Source organism: Bittarella sp. HCP28S3_D9 (assembly GCF_052065655.1).
GTDB classification, from domain to species: domain Bacteria; phylum Bacillota; class Clostridia; order Oscillospirales; family Ruminococcaceae; genus Bittarella; species Bittarella massiliensis.
In genome coordinates, this window is sequence record NZ_JBQHTP010000011.1 from 38,544 (window position 1) to 62,070 (window position 23,527).

22 protein-coding genes are annotated in these 23,527 nt (G+C 63.9%); 17 read left to right on the top strand and 5 right to left on the bottom strand.

What is annotated here, in order from left to right:
* Positions 1-12: 12 nt before the first annotated feature.
* Complete coding sequence (locus tag ACTNAU_RS07405; RefSeq protein WP_441098021.1) at positions 13-2,193, bottom strand: RelA/SpoT family protein; 2,181 nt, start codon at positions 2,191-2,193, stop codon at positions 13-15.
* Positions 2,184-4,250: a single-stranded-DNA-specific exonuclease RecJ gene (gene recJ, locus ACTNAU_RS07410; protein WP_441098022.1), complete on the bottom strand. Its 2,067-nt coding sequence runs from the start codon at positions 4,248-4,250 to the stop codon at positions 2,184-2,186. The genes ACTNAU_RS07405 and recJ overlap by 10 nt, the downstream gene beginning before the upstream one ends.
* A gap of 515 nt (positions 4,251-4,765) precedes the next feature.
* On the opposite strand from recJ, the gene ACTNAU_RS07415 reads away from it, so the two are divergent.
* The 9 genes from ACTNAU_RS07415 (at position 4,766) to ACTNAU_RS07455 (ending at position 13,551) form a co-directional block, all read left to right on the top strand.
* A complete protein-coding gene (locus ACTNAU_RS07415; protein ID WP_185914828.1) occupies positions 4,766-5,080 on the top strand; it encodes a hypothetical protein in 315 nt (104 codons plus the stop codon).
* A gap of 3 nt (positions 5,081-5,083) precedes the next feature.
* Positions 5,084-6,130: a V0D/AC39 family V-type ATPase subunit gene (locus ACTNAU_RS07420; protein WP_185914827.1), complete on the top strand. Its 1,047-nt coding sequence runs from the start codon at positions 5,084-5,086 to the stop codon at positions 6,128-6,130.
* A gap of 51 nt (positions 6,131-6,181) precedes the next feature.
* Positions 6,182-8,212 (top strand): V-type ATP synthase subunit I, encoded by a 2,031-nt coding sequence (locus tag ACTNAU_RS07425; protein WP_441098023.1) that lies wholly within the window; start codon positions 6,182-6,184, stop codon positions 8,210-8,212.
* 109 nt (positions 8,213-8,321) lie between these two features.
* Positions 8,322-8,738 carry an ATP synthase subunit C gene (locus ACTNAU_RS07430; protein WP_216401752.1) on the top strand — a complete coding sequence of 139 codons (417 nt, stop codon included), beginning with the start codon at positions 8,322-8,324 and terminating at the stop codon, positions 8,736-8,738.
* 19 nt (positions 8,739-8,757) lie between these two features.
* Positions 8,758-9,066: a V-type ATP synthase subunit F gene (locus tag ACTNAU_RS07435; RefSeq protein WP_021660499.1), complete on the top strand. Its 309-nt coding sequence runs from the start codon at positions 8,758-8,760 to the stop codon at positions 9,064-9,066.
* 10 nt (positions 9,067-9,076) lie between these two features.
* A complete protein-coding gene (locus tag ACTNAU_RS07440; RefSeq protein WP_441098024.1) occupies positions 9,077-9,679 on the top strand; it encodes a V-type ATP synthase subunit E in 603 nt (200 codons plus the stop codon).
* Positions 9,680-9,744: 65 nt separating this feature from the next.
* Complete coding sequence (locus ACTNAU_RS07445; protein WP_207721189.1) at positions 9,745-11,493, top strand: V-type ATP synthase subunit A; 1,749 nt, start codon at positions 9,745-9,747, stop codon at positions 11,491-11,493.
* Positions 11,494-11,509: 16 nt separating this feature from the next.
* Complete coding sequence (locus tag ACTNAU_RS07450) at positions 11,510-12,910, top strand: V-type ATP synthase subunit B (RefSeq protein WP_441098025.1); 1,401 nt, start codon at positions 11,510-11,512, stop codon at positions 12,908-12,910.
* Positions 12,910-13,551 (top strand): V-type ATP synthase subunit D, encoded by a 642-nt coding sequence (locus ACTNAU_RS07455; protein WP_185914823.1) that lies wholly within the window; start codon positions 12,910-12,912, stop codon positions 13,549-13,551. Before ACTNAU_RS07450 ends, ACTNAU_RS07455 begins: the two co-directional genes overlap by 1 nt.
* Before the next feature lie 68 nt (positions 13,552-13,619).
* Here ACTNAU_RS07455 and ACTNAU_RS07460 read toward each other — a convergent pair whose 3' ends face one another.
* On the bottom strand, positions 13,620-14,147 hold the full coding sequence (locus ACTNAU_RS07460; protein WP_441098026.1) for an AAA family ATPase: 528 nt from the start codon (positions 14,145-14,147) through the stop codon (positions 13,620-13,622).
* 191 nt (positions 14,148-14,338) lie between these two features.
* Between ACTNAU_RS07460 and mutM the strand changes: the two genes are divergently transcribed.
* Together mutM and ACTNAU_RS07470 are read left to right on the top strand one after the other, a co-directional pair.
* Positions 14,339-15,181 (top strand): bifunctional DNA-formamidopyrimidine glycosylase/DNA-(apurinic or apyrimidinic site) lyase, encoded by an 843-nt coding sequence (mutM, locus tag ACTNAU_RS07465; protein WP_441098027.1) that lies wholly within the window; start codon positions 14,339-14,341, stop codon positions 15,179-15,181.
* 5 nt (positions 15,182-15,186) lie between these two features.
* Positions 15,187-15,915 (top strand): class I SAM-dependent methyltransferase, encoded by a 729-nt coding sequence (locus tag ACTNAU_RS07470; protein ID WP_441098028.1) that lies wholly within the window; start codon positions 15,187-15,189, stop codon positions 15,913-15,915.
* Between the two features lie 236 nt (positions 15,916-16,151).
* Here the strand turns inward: ACTNAU_RS07470 and ACTNAU_RS07475 are convergent, their stop codons facing one another.
* Entirely contained in the window at positions 16,152-16,736 is a 585-nt protein-coding gene (locus ACTNAU_RS07475; RefSeq protein WP_256136496.1) for an HNH endonuclease signature motif containing protein, read from the bottom strand.
* 309 nt (positions 16,737-17,045) lie between these two features.
* Here ACTNAU_RS07475 and ACTNAU_RS07480 point away from each other — a divergent pair, with 309 nt between their 5' ends.
* The 5 genes from ACTNAU_RS07480 (at position 17,046) to ACTNAU_RS07500 (ending at position 20,918) form a co-directional block, all read left to right on the top strand.
* Entirely contained in the window at positions 17,046-17,387 is a 342-nt protein-coding gene (locus tag ACTNAU_RS07480) for a PadR family transcriptional regulator (protein WP_441098029.1), read from the top strand.
* Positions 17,384-18,376, top strand: coding sequence for a hypothetical protein (locus ACTNAU_RS07485; RefSeq protein ID WP_441098030.1), 993 nt, complete (start codon positions 17,384-17,386; stop codon positions 18,374-18,376). The genes ACTNAU_RS07480 and ACTNAU_RS07485 overlap by 4 nt, the downstream gene beginning before the upstream one ends.
* 191 nt (positions 18,377-18,567) lie before the next feature.
* Complete coding sequence (locus ACTNAU_RS07490) at positions 18,568-19,170, top strand: helix-turn-helix transcriptional regulator (protein WP_441098031.1); 603 nt, start codon at positions 18,568-18,570, stop codon at positions 19,168-19,170.
* A gap of 148 nt (positions 19,171-19,318) precedes the next feature.
* Complete coding sequence (locus tag ACTNAU_RS07495) at positions 19,319-19,534, top strand: DUF378 domain-containing protein (protein ID WP_021660486.1); 216 nt, start codon at positions 19,319-19,321, stop codon at positions 19,532-19,534.
* Positions 19,535-19,730: 196 nt separating this feature from the next.
* Positions 19,731-20,918, top strand: coding sequence for a M20 metallopeptidase family protein (locus ACTNAU_RS07500; protein ID WP_441098032.1), 1,188 nt, complete (start codon positions 19,731-19,733; stop codon positions 20,916-20,918).
* A 136-nt stretch (positions 20,919-21,054) separates the two neighbouring features.
* Here ACTNAU_RS07500 and ACTNAU_RS07505 read toward each other — a convergent pair whose 3' ends face one another.
* Entirely contained in the window at positions 21,055-22,248 is a 1,194-nt protein-coding gene (locus ACTNAU_RS07505; RefSeq protein ID WP_185914815.1) for an acetate/propionate family kinase, read from the bottom strand.
* A gap of 125 nt (positions 22,249-22,373) precedes the next feature.
* Here ACTNAU_RS07505 and ACTNAU_RS07510 point away from each other — a divergent pair, with 125 nt between their 5' ends.
* Entirely contained in the window at positions 22,374-23,513 is a 1,140-nt protein-coding gene (locus ACTNAU_RS07510) for a tRNA(Met) cytidine acetate ligase (protein WP_441098033.1), read from the top strand.
* Positions 23,514-23,527: the final 14 nt, after the last annotated feature.

A 23,527-nucleotide genomic window follows, 5' to 3' on the forward strand; every position in this document is an offset into this window, starting at 1 on the left:
TCCACCGGGGATCTATTGGCTGCTTCTCTGCACGCTCTCCACGCCCTGGATCTTCTGCAGCCGGGCGATGATGCTCGTCAGGTGTTCCACATTGGAGATGCCGATGGTGATCATCACGTCGGCAAAGCCGTTTTGCAGGCTGCGGGCGTTGATGGCGAAGATGGGCACCCGCATGGCCGAGAGGGCGATGGAGATGTCGGCAAACAGCCCCTGCCGGTCCAGCCCCACCAGCTGCAGGGTGGACTTGAAGGAGTCCCGGCTAGAGGCGCTCCACTTGACCTTTACCCAGCGCTCGCTGTTCTCCTCCAAATTCTTGGCCGCCAGCACATTGGGGCAGTCGGCCTTGTGGACCGAGACCCCGAACCCGCGGGTGATGAAGCCGACGATGCTGTCCCCCGGCAGGGGGTTGCAGCACTTGGCAAACTTCACCAGGCAGTTGTCGATCCCCTCGACCTCCACCCCGCCCGAGGAGGTGTGTTTGGACTTGGTCAGGGGCACCTCCTCCTTGGTGAGGGGGGCCGGCGGGGGCGCGGGGTTGACCATCTTGGAGTAGGCCTCTTTGATGCGGGGCATCAGCCGGGTCAGGTTGATGCCGCCATAGCCCAAGGCGGCGTAGAAGTCGTCCAGGCTGCCCACCTGGTACTTCTTCCCCACCCCCATCAGCAGTTGTTCGAGCTGCTCGTCGTTGACGGCGATCTGGTTGCGCTTGAACTCCCGGTCCACCTCGATCTTGCCCTCGAGGATGTTCTCCTCCCGCTGGGTCTTTTTGAACCAGTTGCGGATCTTGTTGCGGGCCTCGCTGGTGTGGACGATTTTCAGCCAGTCGCGGCTGGGGCCGCGGTTGGGCGACTTGGTGGTGATGATCTCGATGATCTCGCCGTTTTGGATCTGGTAGTCCAGCGAGACGATCCGCCCGTCCACCTTGGCCCCCACCATCGAGTTGCCCACCCCCGAGTGGATGGCATAGGCGAAGTCGATCACCGTCGAGCCCTTGGGCAGGCTCTTCACATCCCCCTTGGGGGTGAAGGCGTAGACCTCCTCAAAGGTCAGATCGCTCTTGATGTTGGTGATGATGTCCCGGGCGTCCTCCGAGTCCTTCTGGGCCTCCAGCAGCTGGCGCACCCAGGCCAACTTCTCGTCGAGCTTGTCGCTCCCCCGCACCCCGGCCTTGTACTTCCAGTGGGCGGCGATGCCGTACTCGGCGGTGTGGTGCATCTCGTAGGTGCGGATCTGGATCTCAAAGGGCATCTTTTCCTTGGAGATGACGGTGGTGTGCAGCGACTGGTACATGTTGGGCTTGGGGGTGGAGATGTAGTCTTTGAACCGGTTGGGGATGGGGCGGAACAGGTCGTGCATCAGCCCCAGGATGTTGTAGCACTCGTTGACGGTGTTGCAGAGGATCCGCACCGCCACGATGTCGTAGATCTCGTCGAAGCTGCGCCCGCTCATGAACACCTTGCGGTAGATGCCGTAGATCGACTTGACCCGGCCAGAGATCTCGATGACGTCTTCGTAGTCCTTGAGCCGCTCCCGGATCCGGCCGGTGACGATCTCCAAAAAGTCCTCGGTGTCCACCTTGCGGCTGTTGAGGTACTCCTGGATCTGGTAGTAGCCGAAGGGGTCCAGGTACTTGAGGGCCAGGTCCTCCAGCTCCTCCTTCACCGAACTGATGCCCAGCCGGTGGGCGATGGGGGCGTAGACCTCCATCACCTCCAGGGCCTTGTCCCGGCGGTGCTGCTCGGGCATCACTTCCAGGGTGCGCATGTTGTGCAGCCGGTCGCAGAGCTTGATGAGGATGACCCGGATGTCCTTGGACATGGCCAAAAGCATCTTGCGGATGTTTTCGGCCTGCTCGTCCTCCTTGGTGGTGAACTGGATCTTGCCCAGCTTGGTCACCCCGTCCACCAGCAGCGCCACGTCGGGGCCAAACTGCTTGGAGACCTCCTCCAGGGAGGTGGGGGTGTCCTCCACCACATCGTGTAGCAGCGCCGCCACCACGCAGTCGGTGTCCATCCCCAGCTCCCAGAGGAGGGCGGCCACCTGTACCGGGTGGGTGATATAGGGCTCGCCCGAGCGGCGCTTTTGCTCGCCGTGGGCATCGTAGGCCAACTGATAGGCGCGGTCGATGACCGCCAGGTCGTACTTGTCGCCGGCGGCCAGCTTCTCGCGCAGCTGTTCGTAGCTTAAATACATAGTGCAGCAGTCCTTTTCGCAGTCAATTCTCGCAGGATGCGGGAGGCGTTCAGGTCGGCCTTCTGCCCCCTGTTGACCAGGAGCAAGACCTTCCCCTTCTCCCGCTTGACCGTCAGGATGCCCAGTTCCGCCAGGACGTTGAGGGCCAACATCATCTGGCAGTAGGTGATGGGCTTGCCGGCCATCTTGTTGTAAAAGAGGACGAAGTCGCCGACGGCGGGGCCGAAGTAGAGGGCGGCCTTGTAGCACAGGGCCACCTGCTCCCGGGTGAGCATGGCCCGGGCGAACTCCCCGTCGTCCAGCGGCTCGCCCAGCTCGATTTTCTGGTAGAGGGCCATCTCGTCGTAGATGGCGGGGGAGAGCCCGGCCGGGTGGATGTCCTTGACTTTAATGGAGATGTTTTGCTCCCCCAAATACTGGTACAGGTCCAAAGTGACCACCACGTCCACCCGGTCCCCCGGGGCGTACTTGAACTCCTGCGAGGAGACCCGGAAGTAGACGGCAAAGAGGGTGGACCCGCCCTTTTTCAGCTTGAGCCGGACGTGCCGGTCGTCGGAGATGGGGTAGACGCCCTCCACCTGCACCCCCTGCAGCAGGAAGTTGGGCTTGGGGTTTTCGTGGCCGTAGGGGCCCAGCTCCTCCAGCGCCAGCACATTTTCCAGCGTCAGCTCGCCGAAGTCGGCCGCCGCGTCGATGCGCAGGGCGGGCAGGGGCATGGTGGGGTGGGTTTTGCGGGCGTAGTCGTTGATCCGCTCCCGGAACTCGTCGATGCGCCCCACCGGCAGGGAGAGGCCGGCGGCCAGCTTGTGCCCGCCGTAGCGGCTCAGGCAGTCGGCGCAGCTCTCCAACGCCTCGTAGAGGGAGAAGTCGCCGAAACTGCGGCCCGAGCCCTTGGCCTCCTCCCCGTCGGGGACCAGGAGGATGCAGGGCTTGGCGAAGCGGTCCACCACCCGGGAGGAGACGATCCCCACAATGCCCTTGTGCCAGCCCTCCCCCGCCAGCACGATGACCCGCTGGCCAAAGTACTCGGGGTGCTGGGACTGCATCTGGCGGATCTCCTCGATGATCTCGCCCTCCACCTGCTGGCGCTGGGCGTTTTTCTCGCAGAGGTCGTCCACCCACCGCTCGGCCTCGCCCTCGTCCAGGCAGGTCAGCAGCTTGACGGCGCTCTCGGCGCTCTCCATCCGCCCGGCGGCGTTGATGCGTGGCACCACCGTAAAGGCCAGGGTCTGGGCGGTGATCTCCCCGCCCTTGGTGCAGCGGGCGATGAGGGCGGCCAGCCCCGGGTTGTCGTAGTAGGGCAGGGCGGCCAACCCCTCCTTTACATAGAGGCGGTTCTCCCCCTTCAGGGGCATCACGTCGGCCACGGTGCCGATGGCCACCAGGGGCGCGAACTCGTCGAGCATCACCCGGGGGTCCTGCTCCTCCAGCGCGCAGACCAACTTGAAGGCCACCCCCACCCCCGCCAGGCACTTGAACTGGCTGGGGCAGTCTCTGCGGTAGGGGTCGATGACCGCGCAGGCCCGGGGCAGCTCGGCCCCGGGCTGGTGGTGGTCGGTGATGACCAGATCCATCCCCAGCTCGGCGGCCCGCTCGGCCTCCCGGCAGCAGGCGATGCCGTTGTCCACCGTCACGATGAGCTGCACCCCGTCGCGGTGCAGCGCCTCCACCGCCGAGAGGCTGAGGCCGTAGCCGTCGGACTCCCGGGAGGGGATGTACCAGCGCACATCCGCCCCGCAGATGTCCAGGTAGGAGTAGAGAAGCACGGTGGAGGTGATGCCGTCGGCGTCGTAGTCGCCAAAGACACAGATGCGCTCCCCCTCCTCGACGGCACGGCGGATCCGGGCCGCCCCCCGCTCCATGTCGGCCAGGCGCAGGGGATCCTCGATCTCACAGGGGTCATTTTGGTAGTGCTCCACCTTCTCGGGGGTGTCGATCCCCCGGGCGCAGAGCACCTTGCAGCACAGGGGGGTGAGCCCCGTCTGCGCCGCCACGGCAGACCATTTCTCCGCCGGGGTGTTGGGTAAAATCCACTGGTTCATACTCAAAGTTGCCATCCACTTCCATTCGGGCCGCCGGAAAACCCGGCGGGATGCAGAAAATCAATATCAGTTTATTTTATCACCTACCGCCGCCCGGCGCAAGTTTCCCCGCTGCCCCGGCCGCGCCCAGCCGCATCCCGGCGGACAGCGGCGGCTATATATAAGAAGAGACACCCCCTTTTCCCCGCTGTCCCCCCGTCTCGGCGGAATAAACGCCTCTCTTTTTCCCGATCCTATTGCATCGGGGCCGGCCGGAGACCCGTCTGTCAAAAGCCGGCTTTCTCGCCCTGCTTTGCTCCGCTTTCCGAGCAAACAGACATCCCGGCCGCCCTCCCCATTTCGACAAAACCAATCTCGGCTAATTTTTTTGGGCAGGATGCTCAGTATTCTTCCCCCCTTTTGTGCCGTCTGCTCAAAAAAGCTTTTTTCCAGCTTTCGGTTTTTATGAGTTGCAACATTGCGGAGCCATCAAAAAAGGAGTAGGATTATCCGTGGAACGTTCACTTCACACGGGAAAGGAGGCAGGTTCTATGGAAGATTTGATCCATAACCTATTGGAGATCGACCGGGGCGCCCAAAAAAAGCTGACCGACGCCGAGACCCAGCGAAACCAGATCCTCGACTCGCTGGAAGAGCAGCAGCAGGCCCTCAGCGACGAGATCCTGGCCACGGCCAAGGCCGAGGTGGCCCAACTGCAAAGGGACAGCGACGCGCGGGTGCAGGCCCGGTCAGAGGAGCTGAAAAAGCGGTACGCCGACGCGGTGCAGGCGCTGGACGAGAGTTACCAACAGAGAAAAGACAGTCTGGTGGATGCTATCGTGCAGCGCTGCGTGGGCGGTGAGTAGGGCATGTTCACGACCTTTTCTCAAAACGCCATCCTCGCCAAGATCAAGGCCATGTACGGCAAGCGGATCACCCCCTCCCAGTACGGGGAGATGCTGCACAAGACCTCTTTGAGCGAGCTGGCGGCCTACCTCAAAAACAGCACCCACTACCAAGACGCCATGGACACAGTCAACCCGGCGGCCCTGCACCGCGGCCAGCTGGAAGCCACTGTGAGAAAAGATCTGTTTTACTCCCTGCTGCGGCTGGTGCGCTACCTGCCCGGCCGCAAGGAGCGCGAGCAGTATGTCAGCTTCTTCATCGGCCAAATCGAGATGGACCAGCTCATCGGCTGCATCAACCGGCTGGACGCCGAGGGCGAAACCCAGTTTGTCCCCGAAGTGCCCACCTTCCTGCTGGACTACCTCTCCTTTGACGCGGTGGCCCTGGGCCAGGCGGAGACCGGGCGGGAGCTGCTGGAACTGCTGGAGAAGACCCCTTACTACAAGACGGTGGAGCCCTTTGCCCTGGCCCCCGGCGAATTCGATGTCAGCAGCTGTGTCATCGCCCTGCGCCAGCAGTACTACAACCGGCTGTTCTCCCTCATCGAGGAAAACTACAAGGGCAAGACCCGGCAGGAGATGATGGACATCGTCTCCACCAGCCTGGAGCTGCAAAACATCACCAACCTCTACCGCCTCAAGGTGTATTTTCACTACAAACCCGAGGAGCTGGACCGGTTCATCGTCCACAACGAGTACTCCCGCCTCTCCGACAGGTTTTTGCAATCCCTCGCCGCGGCCCCCAACGGGGACGCTTTCATCCGGGAGATTGCGCAGAGCAGCTACAAAAACTACTTCGACAAAGACGATTTTCTCTATATCGAGTACCACACCAGCTACATCAAGTACCACTTGAGCCGCCGCCACATCAGCTTTGCCACCAAGGCGGCCACCGCCTTTCTGGCCTATGTGACCCTGGGCACAGTGGAGTGCGACAACATCACCCACATTGTGGAGGGCATCCGCTACGGGGTGCAGCCGGAGGACATTCAAAAGCTGCTCATCATCTAGGCGGCGCCACCGCCTGGAGAAACGCCTGACGCGAAAGGAGAATCACGCACTATGGCAATACAGAAGACGACCCTGGTCAGCCTGATCGGTCGCCTGGAAAATTTGGACGAGGTGGTCTTGCGGCTGAGCCGGCTGGACTACTTCCACCCGGAGGAGATCACCTCCAAGAGCGGGGCGGTCTCCAAGGCCGCTTCCGCCGAAAACCCCTACACCGAGCTGGCCGACGCCCTGCGCTCGGCCTGTACCGACGCCGGGCTGACCCCGGTGGCGGTGCCCGGCGACCAGCTGGAGCGCAGCAGCCACGACCTGAACCTGGCGGATGTCCGCCAGTTCGTGGAGTCGTTCCGGCAGGGGTTCGACGCGGCCGACCAAAAGGAAAAGGAGATCGCGAAGCTGGTGGAGGAACACCGCCTCAACCTCTCCCACCTGGACATGATCCGCAGCTTTCACACCAGTTTTGACGAGCTGTTCAAGGCCAAGTACCTGAAGGTGCGCTTTGGGCGGCTGCCGCTGGAAAACTACAAAAAGCTGGAGCACTACCAGGACAAACCCTTCTTCCTCTTCACCTTTTCCAGCGACAAAAACTACCAGTGGTGCCTCTATTTGACCGGGGAGCAGCACGCCGCCGAGGTGGACTCCATCATGGAGGCCCTCTACTTCGAGCGGGTGCGCATCCCCGACTACCTCCACGGCGAGCCGGAGGACGCCGCCTCCTATCTGGAGGGAAAGCTCGCCGAGGAGCAGGCGGCCCTAGAGGGCTGCAAGGGCGAGCGCGACCGGCTGGTGGAAGAGGGGCGGGAGACCCTCCTCTCCTACTACGCCACCGTCCAGTTCATGCAGGAGACCTACGGCGTGCGCCGGTTCGTGGGCACCAGTTTTGACAAGTTCGCCGGCGGCGACTACTTCGAGTTCGCCGGCTACGTCCCCGCGGGGAGGGAGGGCGACTTCGAGGCCCTCTTCGGCGACCTGCCCACCGTGGTGGTCACCGCCGAGAAGTCCGACGACGGGGCGGTCCTCATGCTGCCCGGCCTGGTGACCCACTCGATGAAGGAGGCCCACGAAAAGGGCACCCGCCCCGAGAAGCCCACCAAGCTGAAAAACAACTGGTTTGCCCGCCCCTTCGAGATGTACGTGGAAATGTACGGCGTGCCCAGCCACCGCGAGATCGACCCGACCCCCCTGGTGGCCTTCACCTACACCCTCCTCTTCGGCATCATGTTCGGCGACGTGGGCCAGGGGCTGCTGATCGTGCTGGGCGGCTTCCTCTTTGCCAAGTGGAAGAAGTCCCGCCTGGGCGAGATCATCATGCGCATGGGCATCAGCTCCACCCTCTTCGGCTTCCTCTACGGCTCGGTCTTCGGCTTTGAACACGCCCTCGACCCGCTGTACCGGGCCATCGGCTTTGCCGAGAAGCCGGTGGAGGTGATGAACGCCCAGACCATCAACGTGCTGCTCATCGGCGCCGTGGCCCTGGGGGTGGTGCTCATCCTCACCTCGATGGCCCTGAACATCTATATCGGGCTGAAAAACCGCGATTACAGCAAGGCCCTCTTCTCCCAAAACGGGGTGGCCGGCTTTGTCCTCTACGCCACGGTCATCAGCGCCATCGGCCTGCCGATGCTGGGGGTCAGCTTCTCCCTGAACCTGCCCATCATCCTCATCTGCATCGTCATCCCCATCATCTGCATCTTCATGCGGGTGCCCCTGGGCAACCTCCTGCTGAAAAAGGACGCCTTCCCCGAGGGGGGCTTTGGCGCCTATGCCCTGGAAAACATCTTTGAGATGCTGGAGATCGCCATCTCCTTTGTGGCCAACACCATGTCCTTCCTCCGCGTCGGCGGCTTTATTTTGAGCCACGCGGGGATGATGAGCGTGGTCTTCACCCTGGCGGGGATGTTCGGGCCGGTGGGCTATGCCATCACCGTGGCCCTGGGCAACCTCTTCGTCATCGGGCTGGAGGGCCTGGTGGTCGGCATCCAGGTGCTGCGCCTGGAGTTCTACGAGATGTTCGGCCGCTACTACTCGGGCGAAGGGGTGCCCTTCACCCCCATCAGCCAGATCGTGCACGAGCACGCCAACTGAGCCGCTCTGCGCGCCCACTCCCCACCGGGAAAGGCGGGCGGCCCTGTTCTAGGGCCGCCCGGAGAAACATAAATACGTTTGACAATTTCTAATTGGAGGTTTTATCACTATGGATATTCTGCTTCTGACCGCGGCCACCGCCGCCATCGCCGCCCTGTTCGTCTACCTGTTCAAGGCCCGCAAAGCCGGGAAGAAAGCCCCCTCGATGATGAAGAAACAGCTCATCGCCTTCGGCGCCACCTGCCTGGGCTCGGTCCTTCTGCCGGTGGTCAGCTACGCCGCTGAGGCCCCCGCTGCCGCCGCTTCCTCCTCCGCCGCCGGCATGGCCTACCTGGCCGCCGCCCTGGTGACCGGCCTGGCCTGCATCGGCTGCGGCATCGCCGTCGCCGCCGCCGCCCCCGCCGCCATCGGCGCTGTCAGCGAGAACGACAAGACCTTCGGCAAATCCCTGATCTTCGTGGCCATGGGCGAGGGCGTCGCCATCTACGGCCTGCTCATCTCCATCATGATCCTCAACAAAGTCTAAGCCAAAGAAGGCATCTGCAATGAAATTTTTTGTGATCAGCGACAACAGCGACACCTATATGGGCATGCGTCTGGCCGGGATGGAGGGGACCGTCGTCCACCAGTACGACGAGACGGTGGCCGCCCTCAAAACCGCCATGGAGGACCCCGACATCGCCGTGGTGCTGATGACCCAGAAGCTGGTCTCCCTCTGTCAGGACCTGGTCTACCAGTACAAACAGCAGAGCAAGACGACCCTGATCGTGGAGATCCCCGACCGGCACGGCTCCTCCCACCTGGAGGAGAACCTGGCCCGGTACATCAAAGACGCCATCGGCGTGAAGATTTGAGGTGGCTTAGATGCTTTCAAACGAAGAAAAACTGGAACTCATCCGCAAGGAGATCGAACAGACGGTGGAGGAGCAGGCAAGCGCCATTTTGAAGTCCGCCTCTCAAAAGCGGATCTCCGCCCTCTCCAACGCGGAGGCCAAGGCCAACGAGGACGCCGCCCGCTACGTGGAAAAGGCCAAAAAGGACATCCACACCCGGGAGACCACCGCCATCTCCAAGGCCACCCTGCAATACCGCACCGAGCTGCTGCAGCGCAGCGAGGGCTATGCCAAAGAGATTTTTGAGGCCGCCCGGGCCCGGCTGGTGGCCTTTCACCAGTCCCCCGAATACGTCGCTTACTTAAAGGCCCGGCTGACGGCCGTGGCCTCCGATCACTCCTTTGCCTCTGTCACCGTTCGCCTCTCCCCCGCCGACAAGGCGCTGGAAGGGCTCTGCGGCGAGGCGTTCTCCGTCCCCTGCCGGGTGGAATACGACGACGCCATCGCCGTGGGCGGCTTTGTCGCCGAGAACCTGGACGAGGGCTACGCCTGCGACGAGACCCTGGACAACGCCCTGGAGGAGCAGCGGGCGTGGTTCTACGCCAACTCGGGCCTGGTCTTAAAGGCCATCTAGGCCCTTTGCGGGGCAATGGGCCCTCCTCTGCCTGCCCAACCAACTTCTAAGGGGGTACGATATTTTTGAACACCATTTATTCCATCAACGGCCCGGTGGTGAAGGTGCGCGACACCAAGGACTTCTCCATGGGCGAGATGGTCTATGTCGGCCAGAAGCGCCTCATGGGCGAGGTCATCATCGTCAATGATGCGGCCACCACCATCCAGGTCTACGAAGAGACCTCCGGCCTGCGGCCCGGAGAGCCGGTGCTGGGCACCGGCAGCCCCATCAGCGTCACCCTGGGGCCGGGCATCATCTCCAACATCTACGACGGGGTGCAGCGCCCCCTGGGAAAGATCGAAGAGCAGGAGGGCGCCTTCATCGGCTCCGGCGTGGAGATCCCCTCCCTCGACCCCGAGCGGGAGTGGGACGTCACCGTCCTCGCCAAGCCGGGGGAGCAGGTCTCGCCCGGCCAGATCATCGCCACCTGCCCTGAGACCTCCCGCATCGAGCACCGGGTGATGGTGCCGCCCCACCTGAGCGGCACCGTCCTCACCGCCGCCGAGAGCGGTCCCCACCGGGTGGAGGACGTGCTCATCACCGTCAAGGACGAGCGGGGTGCCACCCACGAGGTGAAGATGTGCCAGAAGTGGCCCATCCGCACCCCCCGCCCCACCAAGACCCGCCTCCCCATTTCCCAGCCGCTCATCACCGGCCAGCGGGTCATCGACACCATGTTCCCCATCGCCAAGGGCGGCACCGCCGCCGTGCCCGGGGGCTTTGGCACCGGCAAGACCATGACCCAGCACCAGATCGCCAAGTGGTGCGACGCGGACATCATCATCTACATCGGCTGCGGCGAGCGCGGCAACGAGATGACCCAGGTGCTGGAGGAGTTCGGCTCCCTCATCGACCCCAAGACCGGCCGTCCCCTGACCGACCGCACCGTCCTCATCGCCAACACCTCCAACATGCCGGTGGCCGCCCGCGAGGCGTCCATCTATACCGGCATCACCCTGGCCGAGTACTACCGGGACATGGGCTACCACGTGGCCATCATGGCCGACTCCACCTCCCGCTGGGCCGAGGCCCTGCGCGAGATTTCCGGCCGCTTGGAGGAGATGCCCGCCGAGGAGGGCTTCCCCGCCTACCTGCCCTCCCGCATCGCCACCTTTTACGAGCGCGCCGGCTACATGGTCAACCTAAACGACAGCGAGGGCTCCATCTCCATCATCGGGGCCGTCTCCCCCCAGGGCGGCGACCTCTCCGAGCCGGTGACCCAGAACACCAAGCGGTTCGTCCGCTGCTTCTGGGCGCTGGACAAATCCCTGGCCTACGCCCGGCACTACCCGGCCATCAACTGGACCACCAGTTACAGCGAGTACCTGGACGACCTGGCCGGCTGGTACAACGCCCACCTGGGCGAGCGCTTCCTGCGCTACCGCAGCCGGATGGCCCAGATTTTGCAGGAGGAGAGCCAGCTGCTGGAGATCGTCAAGCTCATCGGCGCCGACGTGCTGCCCGACGACCAGAAGCTCATCATCGAGGTGGCCAAACTGGTCCGCACCGGCTTCTTGCAGCAAAACGCCTTCCACAAAGAGGACACCTATGTCCCCCTGGAGAAGCAGCTGGAGATGATGCGCACCATCTGGTACCTCTACAAAAAGGCCCTGATCGTGGTGAACGAGCGCCAGATCCCGGTCACCACCATCGCCGGCAGCGGGCTGTTTGACAAGATCAACAAGATGAAATACGACATTGAGAACGACCGGCTGGACAAATTTGACAGCCTCCGCCAGGAGATCGACACCACCCTGGCGGCCATGAATTAGAGAGGGGGCGGCGAGTTTGAGTTTACAGTATGTAGGACTAAAAGAGATCAACGGCCCCCTGGTGGTGCTGGACAAGGTGCAGGACGTCAGCTTTGACGAGATCGTGGAAATTCGACTGGACAGCGGCGAGACCCGCACCGGCCGCATCGTCGAGATCGAGGGCGAGCGGGCGGTCATCCAGGTGTTCGAGGGGACCGAAGGCCTCTCGCTGAAAAACACCAAGACCCGCCTCACCGGGCACACCATGCAGATCCCCCTCTCCCCCCAGATCCTGGGGCGGATCTTCTCCGGCGCGGGCCGCCCCATCGACAACCTGGGCGAGATCCACGCCACCGAGTTTGCCGACGTCAACGGCAAGCCCATCAACCCGGTCTCCCGAGTCTACCCCCGAAACTACATCCAGACCGGCATCTCCTCTATCGACGCCCTGGCCACCCTGATCCGCGGGCAGAAGCTGCCCATCTTCTCCGGTTCGGGAATGAGCCACAACAAGCTGGCGGTGCAGATCGTCAAGCAGGCCAAGATCGGCGACGGGGAGGACTTCTGCATCGTCTTTGCCGCCATGGGGGTGCAAAACGACGTGGCCGACTACTTCAAGCGCAGCTTTGAAGAGGCCGGCGTCATGAGCAACGTGGTCATGTACCTCAACCTGGCCTCCGACCCCATCGTCGAGCGGATCATGACCCCCCGCTGCGCCCTGACCGCGGCCGAGTTTTTGGCCTACGAGTTGGGCAAGCACGTGCTGGTCATCATGACCGACATGACCTCCTACTGCGAGGCGGTGCGGGAATTCTCCTCCTCCAAGGGCGAGATCCCGGCCCGAAAGGGCTTCCCCGGCTACCTCTACTCCGACCTGGCCAGCCTCTACGAGCGCGCCGGCATCATCAAGGGGAAAAACGCCTCGGTCACCCAGATCCCCATCCTCACCATGCCCAACGACGACATCACCCACCCGGTGCCCGACCTGACCGGCTACATCACCGAGGGGCAGATCGTTCTGGACCGGGGGCTGGACAACCAGGGCATCTTCCCGCCGGTCTCGGTGCTGCCCTCCCTCTCCCGTCTGATGAAGGACGGCATCGGCGCCGAGTACACCAGAGAGGACCACTCCGCCGTCTCCAACCAGCTGTTTGCCTGCTATGCCCAGGTGCAGGACGCTCGCAGCCTGGCCTCGGTCATCGGCGAGGAGGAGCTCTCGGACACCGACAAGAAGATTTTGGTCTTTGGGCGGGAGTTTGAAAAGCGCTTCCTCAACCAGGGGGAGGACGGCGGCCGCACCATCGACGAGACCCTGGACCTGGCCTGGGAGCTGCTGAGCATCCTGCCCCGGCAGGCCCTGGACCGCATCGACAACAAGCTGGTGGACCAGTACTACCGCCCAGAGGTCTTTGAGGCCTTCAACAAGGAGAACGGCTGATGGCCGGGCAGGTATTCGCCACCAAGGCCAACCTGATGGCCACCCGCAAATCCCTGGACCTGTCCAGCCTGGGCTTTGACCTGCTGGACCGCAAGCGCAACGTCCTCATCCGCGAGCTGATGCAGCGGGTGGACGAGGCCAAGGCCATCAAGGACGAGGTGAGCGCCACCTTCCGCCAGGCCTACTTTGCCCTGCAACAGGCCAACATGTCCCTGGGCAAGATCGACCACCTGGTGGGCAGCGTCCCGGTGGACGACAGCTTGCAGATGACCTCCCGCAGCGTGATGGGGGTGGAGATCCCCCACCTCACTTACGAGGACGCCGACCCCCGGCCGGTCTACGGCTTCGAGCTGTCCAACTCCAAATTCGACGACGCCTACCGCAAGTTTCAAAAGGTCAAGGAGCTGTCGGTCCGCCTGGCGGAGGTGGAGAACAGCGTCTACCGGCTGGCCGGGGCCATCCGCAAGACCCAGAAGCGGGCCAACGCCCTGGAGCACATCATCATCCCCGACCTAAAGGCCACCGAAAAGGCCATCACCGAGGCCCTGGAGGAGAAGGACCGGGAGGAGTTCTCCCGCCTGAAGGTGATCAAGGCGCAGAAGGAAAAAGCCGCCCAGGCGGCCGATGACCGATCCGCCTGACCGCCCCCACGGCCCCACAAAAAAACAGGCGAGCAGCTTGCCCGCCTGTTTTTTTGCGCCCTATTTTCTCAGAGCTCCGCGCCCCCGCTGTGCTGCAAAATGGCCTCCACCGTCTCCTCCGGGGTCTGCTCCGAGCTGTCGATCCAGAGACCGAGACGGGGGGTCTCCCGCAGGAAGTCGGCGCAGAGCCGCTCCACCGCAAAGCCGGTGTAGCCGGTCTTGCCCCGCCCGGCCTCCCGCCGCCGCACCACCTCTGCCCGCGGGCAGAGCACCACTGTGAAGACGGGGTATCCCCGCAGCAGCTCGAGCATCTCGGGCAGCGCCCGGCCGTAGTAGTTGTCCTGCAACACCACCGCAAAGCCGGCCTCGCAGTACGTCCTGGCCGCCTGGGCGGCCAGGACGTAGCGCAGGGCCAACTGGTCGAGGGCCCCCTGGGTGGGGGTCTCGCTCATCTCCTCCCTGCCGGTGACGATCATCCGCCGAAAGACATCCCCCCGCAGGTGCACGCCCCGCGCCATCCGCTCGGCCAGCAGCTGGGCCACGGTGGACTTGCCCGCCGCCATCACCCCGGTGATGAGATAGATCCTCCCCGCCATCGCCTGTTCCTCCCCTCTGACGTGTGAGGGCGGCCCGCCTGGGCGCGCCCCTCTCTGGCCACCAGTATACCGCCCCGGGGCCGGTCGCCGCAACCCCTTTCTCCCACCCCCAATCGACAAATGGGGACAAAGATGTTACACTGAACAGGTCAAACCGGCCCGCTGCGGCCGCCAGAAAAGAGGAGAGCGCCATGCCAGAATTGCCAGAAGTCGAAGCCGTCAAGCGGGTCGTCGAACCCCAGATCCGGGGCCGCCGCATCCAGCGGGTCACCGCCCACAACCCCAAGGTCATCGCCCGCCCGGGGGCGGAGGAGTTTTGCCGCCTGGTGCAGGGGCAGACCTTCTCCGCCATCGACCGGCGGGGCAAATTCCTCACCCTGCACCTGGAGAGCGGCGATCGACTCGTCTTCCACCTGCGGATGACCGGCAACCTCCTGCCCACCCCCGGCGGCCACCCCCAGGAAAAGCACACCCACCTGGTCTTCACCCTGGACGACAGCAGCGAGCTGCGCTACATCGACCTGCGCCGGTTCGGCCGCTTCTGGCTCCTGCGGGCAGGGGAGGAGGACCGCTTTACCGGCATCGACCGCCTGGGGCCCGAGCCCTTTGACCCCGCCTTTGATGCCGCCTACCTGGCCGAACAGCTGGCGCGGCGCAAAAAGGCGGTCAAAGAGTGCCTTCTCGACCAGTCCATCGTCGCCGGCATCGGCAACATCTACGCCGACGAATCCCTTTTTGCCACGGGCATCTGCCCCACCCGCCCGGCAAACACCCTCACCCCGGAGGAGGTCGCCCGCCTGGCCCGGCAGATCCCCGCCATCCTCCAGGCCGCCATCCAGGGCAAGGAGACCTCGCCCGAGGAGTACCTGGCCAGCGGGGGGCGCAACTACCGGGGCAGTTCCTTCTTTCAGGTCTACGGCCACGGAGGGGAGCCCTGTCCCGCCTGCGGCGCGCCCCTCTGCCGAACCGTCATCGGCGGGCGCAGCAGCGTCTACTGCCCCTGCTGTCAGCCCCCGCTGACAAAAGGAAGGTGATTTCAGTGCTCGTCAGCAAAATCCGCACCTCCGAAGAACAGGCCGCCTACCTCGCCGAACTGCGGGACTGGCTGGCGGGGGAGCGGGACACCCCCGTCGAGGAGATGTCCTCCTTCTTCGCCCACCGGCTGGACCAGTACGAGGGCGTTCACCTGGCCCACTGGGCGGCCGAGTACGAGGCGCTGGCCGACTACCTGCCCGACGGCCTCTCCACCCTGCTGGACATCGGCTGCGGCACCGGGTTGGAGCTGGCCTCCATTCTGCGCCGCTTCCCCGACCTGCGCGTCACCGGCATCGACCTCTCCGCCCCCATGCTCGAAAAGCTGCGGCAGAACTACCCCTCTCCCCGGGTGGAGACCATCTGTGCCGACTATTTCAGCTACCCCTTTGAAGGGCGGCAGTACGACGCCGTCCTCTCCTTTGAGACCCTCCACCACTTCCCCTACCAAAAAAAGAGGGAGATCTACCGCAAACTCTACCGGGCCGTCCGCAGCGGCGGCTGCTATCTGGAGTGCGACTACCTGGCCTGCTGCCAGGAAGAGGAGGACCTCTGCCTGGCCGAATACCACCGCCGCCGGAAGGCAAGCGACCTGCCCGAAGGGGCGTTTGTCCACATCGACATCCCCCTCACCCTCGCGCACCAGACCGAACTGCTGACCGAGGCGGGCTTTGCCCGCGTCGAGCTGCTCTATCAAAACGAGGGCACCGCCCTCCTGCGGGCGGAGAGGGAATAGGCCGGCGCGCCTTTTCTCGGGGAGGCTGCGTTCCCGCCAAGGCGGCGCCCCGCCGCATCTCCCGCCAAACGCGAAGTTCACCCATCCGACCTCTCTGCACAAGGGGGAACGGGCATCCGCCCGTTCCCCCTCTTTTTATCGAAACCCCCTTTGGCCCCCCGACCAGAACCGCCCCCTTTCCGCCCGGCACAGGGGTCGGGACAGCCCCTTCTAAAAGGTGGGCGAACAGCTGCTCCCTACAAATCGTACCGTTTCACCATCTCCTTTGTAGCTGTGTAGTAATTCCTGATTCTGCCCACTTGCAGCAACGCCTTTTCCCGTTCAACCAAATCCACAAACACCTTTGACAGGCCGTCCCACTCCCTGATATCCCCCCGCTCTTGCAGCACCCACCCCATCTGTTCAAGGGTGAAGTTGCCTTTGAGAGAGTTGCGCATCATCGAGGTAGTGGCCCAGTTCTCCGGTCCATCTTCCCCTCCCAGTGAAAGGGGGCAGATGTGGTCGATTGTGGGGTGGTTGTTCCAGTAGGCCAGGTGGCACTCGCCCGTTTTCCAATGTGCTTGATAGGGGAAGGCGTCCGGGATCATCTCCGAAATGGCGCGCAACACCCCCGGATTCACCAGGCGCTCTCCAGAGTACCGGTCGATAAAGCCGTCCCTAAAGAACTGCTCCACCATCTGCCGGACGGTATATCTTCTCCCTCTTCTCTCAACAGGGACAAAGGGATATTCTTCGTCGATTATCCGTTTTGCCGAATCGACCTCTCCGCCGTTTAGATAGGCCACTGCTTGAACCAACACCTCTACTCTGGAATCACCCACGGGAAATCCTCTCCTTTCACTCTGCTGTCTATCATACCACAGGGGCCAAATAAGCCCCATTGCCTCGGTGTGAAGGCGTCGTTGCCTTGGCGCCACCCGCGGCGGGGCGACAGGGACGCGGCCTGCCCCAAAGACGCAGCAGCCCCCATTTCAACGCACACTTCCCACAAGAGGATGGGAAATCAAATAAAATCGCTCTTTTTTTATTTTTCGCTTGCAATAGTGTGTGATACACACTATAATGAAATCGCAAATACAGTGTATTACTTATCACCGCCTGTCTGTCAGGCATCAAAAGGGGGGATTTCAATGGGCAAAGACGACCTGTTGGGCAGCTTGGAGCAAGAGCTGCGGCGGGGGACCCTCGTTCTCTGCACTCTGGGGCTGCTGCGCCGCCCCATGTATGGCTACCACCTGGTCAGCACCCTGGCGCAAAAGGGCATCCCGGTGGAAGCGGGCACCCTCTACCCGCTGCTGCGCCGGTTGGAGGGACAGGGGCTCCTGCGCAGCGTGTGGGAGACCGACGGGGCCAAACCCCGCAAGTACTACTCCCTCACCCCGGAGGGGGCTGTCGTCTACCGGCAGCTGCAAGAACAGTGGAAACAGCTCTCCCACAGCGTGGAAGAGATTGAAAAGGAGGCAGAAAAATGACCTTTGAAGCCGTCGAGCGCTACCTCTATGCCGCAACCAAAGATCTGCCCAGGAAAAGCCGTGCCGACATCGAGCGGGAGCTGCGGGTCGACATTGCCGACATGCTGGAGGCCCGCTGCCAGGGCCGAGCGGTGGAGGAGAGTGACATCCGCGCCGTTTTAGAGGGGTTCGGCCCCCCGAATGCCCTCGCCCGCCGCTACGGCGCCCGCGAGGGGCGCGGCCTCATCAGCCCCCTCTGGTACGGCCCCTACAAGGCCGCCCTCGCCGTCTCCCTGGGCGGGTGTGCCGCCATCCACTTTGCCGTCTGGGGGATCGGCGCACTGATCAGCCTATTAAAGGGCAGCGGCATCTCGGTTGCCCCCTCACCCCTCTTCCTGCTGCGCTCCTTCTTCACCTGGGCCTTTCCCCTCTTCGCCGTCGTCACCCTGGTGGTCGCCCTTCTCGACCGCCTGGGGGTGCCGGGCAGGCGGGAACAGCCCGCCGACTGGATCTCCGCCCTCCCGCCCATCCCCGCCGAGAAGGCGCGCATCAGCCGGGGGGAATCCATCGTCGGGGTGGTGGGGGCCGCCGTCATGGTGACCGTCATGCTCAACTTTTCCGCCCTCTCCGCGGCCGCGTTTGCCGGGCAGGGGCCGATACAGCTGCTGTCCCCCCAGGCAGAGGGTCGGTTCGTCGCCGGGGCGATCCTCCTCTTCCTGCTGGCGGGCATCGTCCACCTCTTTGCCCTCATCGAGGGGCGCTACTCCGTCCGCTATGCGGCGGTCTCCACCGCCCTTCACCTCTTCACCGGCGGGATCGCCTACTTTTCGCTCCGCATCCAGCCCTTTTTCAGCGGCGAGCTGATTGCCCTGGTGGAGCAAAACACCTCCGCCAACTTCCTTCCCCTCTTTCTCCACCTCAACGACATCGTCCTGGCCTGTATCCTCTTCTCCCTGGTCCTCGACACCGCCGAGACCCTCTACCGCACCGCCCGCTACGGCTGCCGATAGCCACTCCCCACCCTCCCGAGAGAGGGGGCGAAGCAGGTTTGCGCCCGCCCCGCCCTCTCTCTGTCTTTTTCCGCCGCCATCGCCTCTGCGGGAGGTTTTTTCACAAAACACCCCGCCGCAACCGATACTTGCCCCCCGGTTGCTGGCCCTTTGCCCCGGGGTGTGGTATCCTTGGGGCGAGGTGAGAAGAGATGTCCCTTCCAGAAAACATCCGCGAGGCCCGGCTGCAGGTCGGTCTCTCGCAAGAACAGGTGGCGGAGGCCCTCGGGGTAAGCCGGCAGGCCGTCTCCCGCTGGGAGCGGGGCGCCAGCCGGCCCAGCACCGCCAACCTCGTCGCTCTGGCAACCCTGTTTCATCGGTCGGTGGAACAGCTCACCGGCCGGTACGCCTCCTCCCCGCAGGTGGAGGAGGGGAGCAAGCGCATCTGCGATCGGTGCGGCCGACGCGCCGTCTTCTACGGCGACCCCGGACGGGAGAGCGCCTTTTGCAGCGAGGAATGCCGGGCCGCCTACGGCCGGGAGATGGCGGGCATTCAAAAACACCTGAAATGGTTTTGGGCGGGTGTGATCGCCGCCTGCGCTCTGATGGTGGGCGGCTCCTTTTTTAAAGCGGTCTTCCCCACCAACTGTACCGTCGGGGGCGGCATGGCCCTGCTGGGGGCGACCCTCGTCCTCTTCCCCTTCTGCACCCCGCAGACCTATGCCAAGTTGGGCCTGCGCCGCGCCTCTATCCTGGGGCGGGTGCTGGGCTGCGCCGTCGAGCTCTACGGCCTGTACATCCTCTTTTGGGGATGAGCAGGAAAAAAGAACAAAAAATAAAAAAGGCCGTTTTTTCAAATTCGTTTGCCGCTGCATAAATCCCACCCTTCCACCCATACTAGAGGTGAAGCGTTTGCAAGGCGCTGTCATTTTCAATATTTCTGCGGATGGAGGTACCATTTGTATGGGAGTCGTATCCAAAATCGCCCTGGTACTGGTCATCATCGGGGCCCTCAACTGGGGGCTGGTGGGCATCTTTTCCTTCGACCTGGTGGCCTACCTGTTCGGCGGAATGGCCTCTCTGGTGAGCCGGATCATCTACACTGTGGTGGGGATCGCCGGGATCTGGTGCATCGCCCTGCTGTTCAAAGACAGCCGTGCGCTGGATGTCACCGAGTAGACACGGGCGCAAAATCCACAAAAAAGGGGCTTGGCAACTGCGCAAATGCAGTGGCCGCGCCCCTTTTTTGCAGCCTCTTTTTGTGGTATGATAGCCGAAGAGCAGCTGTCGGGCGGTCGCCGCGGGGCCGAGACCTCGCGCCGCACGCGCCTGTTGACAGCTGAAAAATCGCAAAAGCGAGAAAGAGGTGTTCGCATTGGAGAATCTGTTTTTGGACCGCGCCAAGCAACTGGAGGAGGAGATCTGCTGGTACCGCAGGGCGGTGCACAGCTATGCAGAGGTGGGGCTGGACCTGCCCCAGACCACGGCTCTGGTCGCCGAGAAGCTGCGCTCCTTCGGCCTTGACCCCCAGCCCTGCGGCCCCGGCATCGTGGCCCTGGTGGGCAAACCGGCCGGCACCGGCAAGACCTTTCTGCTGCGCGCCGACATGGACGCCCTTCCCATGCGGGAAGTGACCGGCCTCCCCTTTGCCGCAGACAACGGCAACTGCCACTCCTGCGGGCACGACTGCCACACCGCCATGCTGCTGGGCGCGGCCAAGCTGCTCAAGGAGCGGGAGGGCGAGCTGGAGGGCACCGTCAAGCTGATGTTCCAGCCCGGCGAGGAGCAGCTGGCCGGGGCCAAGGCCATGGTGGAGGCCGGGGTGCTGGAAGGACCCAAGGTCGACGCGGCCATGGCCATCCACCTCTCGGTGGGGTTGCCCGACTCCTACACCGGGGCCGTTCAGTACGTGCGGGGGACCGCCGCCAATTCCGGCGACATGGTGCGCATCACCGTCAAGGGCTTTGGCACCCACGGCTCCACCCCCCAGCTGGGGGTGGACGCCATCAGCGTGGCGGCCCACATTGTGGTGGCTTTGGAAGAGGTCATCGCCCGCGAGGTCTCCACCACCGAGGGCTCGGTGATGATCGTCGGCAAGATCGAGGGCGGCGACACCTGCAACACCGTCTCCGGCCACTGCGTGATGGAGGCGTCCATCCGCGCCACCACCCACGAGCGCCGCGAGTTTTTGAAAAAGCGGATCAAAGAGGTGGCCGAGGGCACCGCCCGGGTCTACCGGGCCGAGGCCGAGGTGGAGTTTGTCTACGGCATGCCCCCCCTGGTCAACGACGCCGACACCTGCGACGAACTGGCCGCCTACTGCGCCAAGGTCGTCCCCGAGAAGGACGTGCAGGCGGTCCCCCCCTCCAGCGGGACCGAGGACTTTACATACGTGGCCCAGTACGTCCCCTCCTGCTACCTCAACCTGGGGGCCGGCAGCATCGGCGAGGGGCACCAGTGCTCGATGCACAACCCCGGCATGGTGCCGGAGGAGTCGGTCTTCCCCACCGGGGCCGCCCTCTACGCCCAGTGCGCCCTGGATTGGCTGAAGGCCCACAAGTAAAGGCCGCTTCTGTGCCCCACTGAAAACAGGGGCCGTCCCTCTCTGGCAGAGAGGGGCGGCCCCCTTTTTTGTTTGGTCAAAGGGCAGAAAAAGAGCCCGCGCCACAGGGGGTGCGGGCTCTTGCCGTCAAATGGATCTATTTCTCGATCAGTTCCAGGGTGTCCCGGGCGATCATCAGCTCTTCGTTGGTGGGGATGACCCAGGCCTCCACCTTGGAGCCCTCGGCGCTGAACTTGGCGTCCTGGCGGGAGGCGGCCTTGTTCTTCTCCTCGTCGAAGGAGAGGCCCAGGGCCTCCATCTCGCGGCAGACCTCGGCGCGGAAGACGTCGTCGTTCTCGCCGATGCCGCCGGTGAAGATCACCGCGTCCACCCCGTTCATGGCGGCGATGTAGCTGCCGATGAACTTTTTGATCTGGTAGACCACGATCTCCAACGTCATCTTGGCCCGGTCGTTGCCGCTGTCGGCGGCCTGGCGCAGGTCGCGGCAGTCGCTGGAGACGCCGGAGAGGCCCAGGAAGCCCGACTTCTTGTTGAGCAGGTCGCTCATCTCGTCGGGGGTGAAGCCCTCCTTGTTCATCAGGTAGGTGACCACCGAGGGGTCGATGCCGCCCGAGCGGGTGCCCATGATAAAGCCGTCCAGCGGGGTGAAGCCCATGGTGGTGTCCACCACCTTGCCGTCTTTGACCGCGGCGATGGAGCTGCCGTTGCCCAGGTGGCAGGTGATGATCTTGGTGCCCTCGAGGCCGCCCTTGATCTTGCCGTAGCGGGCGGTCACGTAGCGGTGGCTGGTGCCGTGGAAGCCGTAGCGGCGGATGGAGTACTTCTCGTAGTACTCGTAGGGGATGCCGAACATGTAGGCCTTGCGGGGCATGCTCTGGTGGAAGGAGGTGTCAAACACCGCCACCATCGGCATCTCCTTGCCAAAGACCTCCTGGCAGGCGCGCATGGCGATGGCCTGAGGGGGGTTGTGCAGGGGGCCCAGCTCTTTGAAGGAGAGGATGTCGTCGATGACCTGGTCGGTCACCACGGTGGAGACCTTGTACTTCTCGCTGCCGTGCAGCACCCGGTGGCCGACGGCGGAGATCTCCTGCACGTTGTCGATGACCTTGCCCTCGCCGGAAGTCAGCATCTCGACCACGGCCATGAAGGCCTCTTTGTGGGTCGGGAAGGGCATGTTCTTCTCGATCTTTTTATCCCCAGCGCTGTGGGTGATGAGACCGTCTACGCCGATGCGCTCGCAGTTGCCCTTTGCCAGAACGCTCTCGTCCTGCATGTCGATGAGCTGGTACTTCAGCGACGAACTGCCGGCGTTGATGACCAATATTTTCATGAAAAAAGTTCCCCCTCAATTGATTTTTCGCCTGTCCTCGTTTGTTGACGAACACACTTGCGTACTATATAGTAGTATAAAATGGGAAAAAGTGCAAGGGGAAAAGCCGGAAGGAGGGCGTATTTGTGCGGATTTTCGGGGTCGTCTGCGAGTGCAACCCCCTCCACACCGGGCACATCTGGCTGCTGTCGCAGGCCAGGGCCCGCGGGGCGGAGGCAGTGGTCTGCGCCATGAGCGGCAACTTTGTCCAGCGGGGGGAGCCGGCCCTCCTCCCCTGGTGGGTGCGGGCGAGAGCTTTGCTGGAAAACGGGGCCGACTTGGTGGTGCAGATCCCCACCGCCCACTGCCTCTCCTCGGCCCAATTTTACGCCCAGGGCGGGGTCTCCCTGCTGGCTGCGCTGGGGGTGGACACCCTCTTTTTCGGCAGCGAGAGCGGCGACCGGGCCGGGCTAGAGGCGACTGCCGACTTGGTGGAGAGCGAGGCCTTTGTCCAATTGGCCAAAGCGCTGCAGCGGGGGAACCTGGGGTACCCCGCCGCCCGGGCCGAAGCCTGCTGCCGCCTGGGGGGAGAGGCGGCGCTCCTCTCCTCCCCCAACGACACCCTGGCGCTGGAATACCTGCTGGCCATCCGCCGCGCCGGGGCGGGGATGAACATCCTCCCCATCCGGCGCATCGGCGCGGGCCACCACGACAGCCGTTTGGGGGGACAGACCGCCAGCGCCAGCGCCCTGCGCGCCCTGCTGCGTGCCGGAAAGGGCGAGGAGGCGGCCCCCTATCTGCCGAAGGGGCTGCCGGGGCCGCACCCCCTGGCGGACAGCCGCTGGCTGGGGCGGGCGGCGGTGCTGGCGGTGCAGTTGGCCCCCCTCGAGCGGTTGGCAGCCCTCCCCTTCTGCGACGAGGGGCTGGCCCGCCGGCTGCAGGCCTGCGCCGACGGCGCCGCCGACCTGGAGGAGCTGGCCGCTCGCTGCGTCAGCCGCCAGCACACCCGCGCCCGGGTGCGCCGGGCCGTCTGGTGCCTGCTGCTGGACATCCGCCGGGAAGAGGTCCTCGCCCCGCCCGACTGCCTGCGCATCCTGGGGGCCACCGAGACCGGCCTCGCCCTGCTGCGGGGGCCCCAGCGGCTGCCGGTCTGCCACAGCCTGGCCCGGGCGGGGGGCACCTCCTTCGGCCGGGTGGAGGCCCGCGCCGACGCCGTCTATGCAAACTGCTTTGAGAAACCGTTGCCGCAGGGGGAAAGCTATCGGCAAAAGTTTACAAAGATATGAGAAGCGATTGCTTT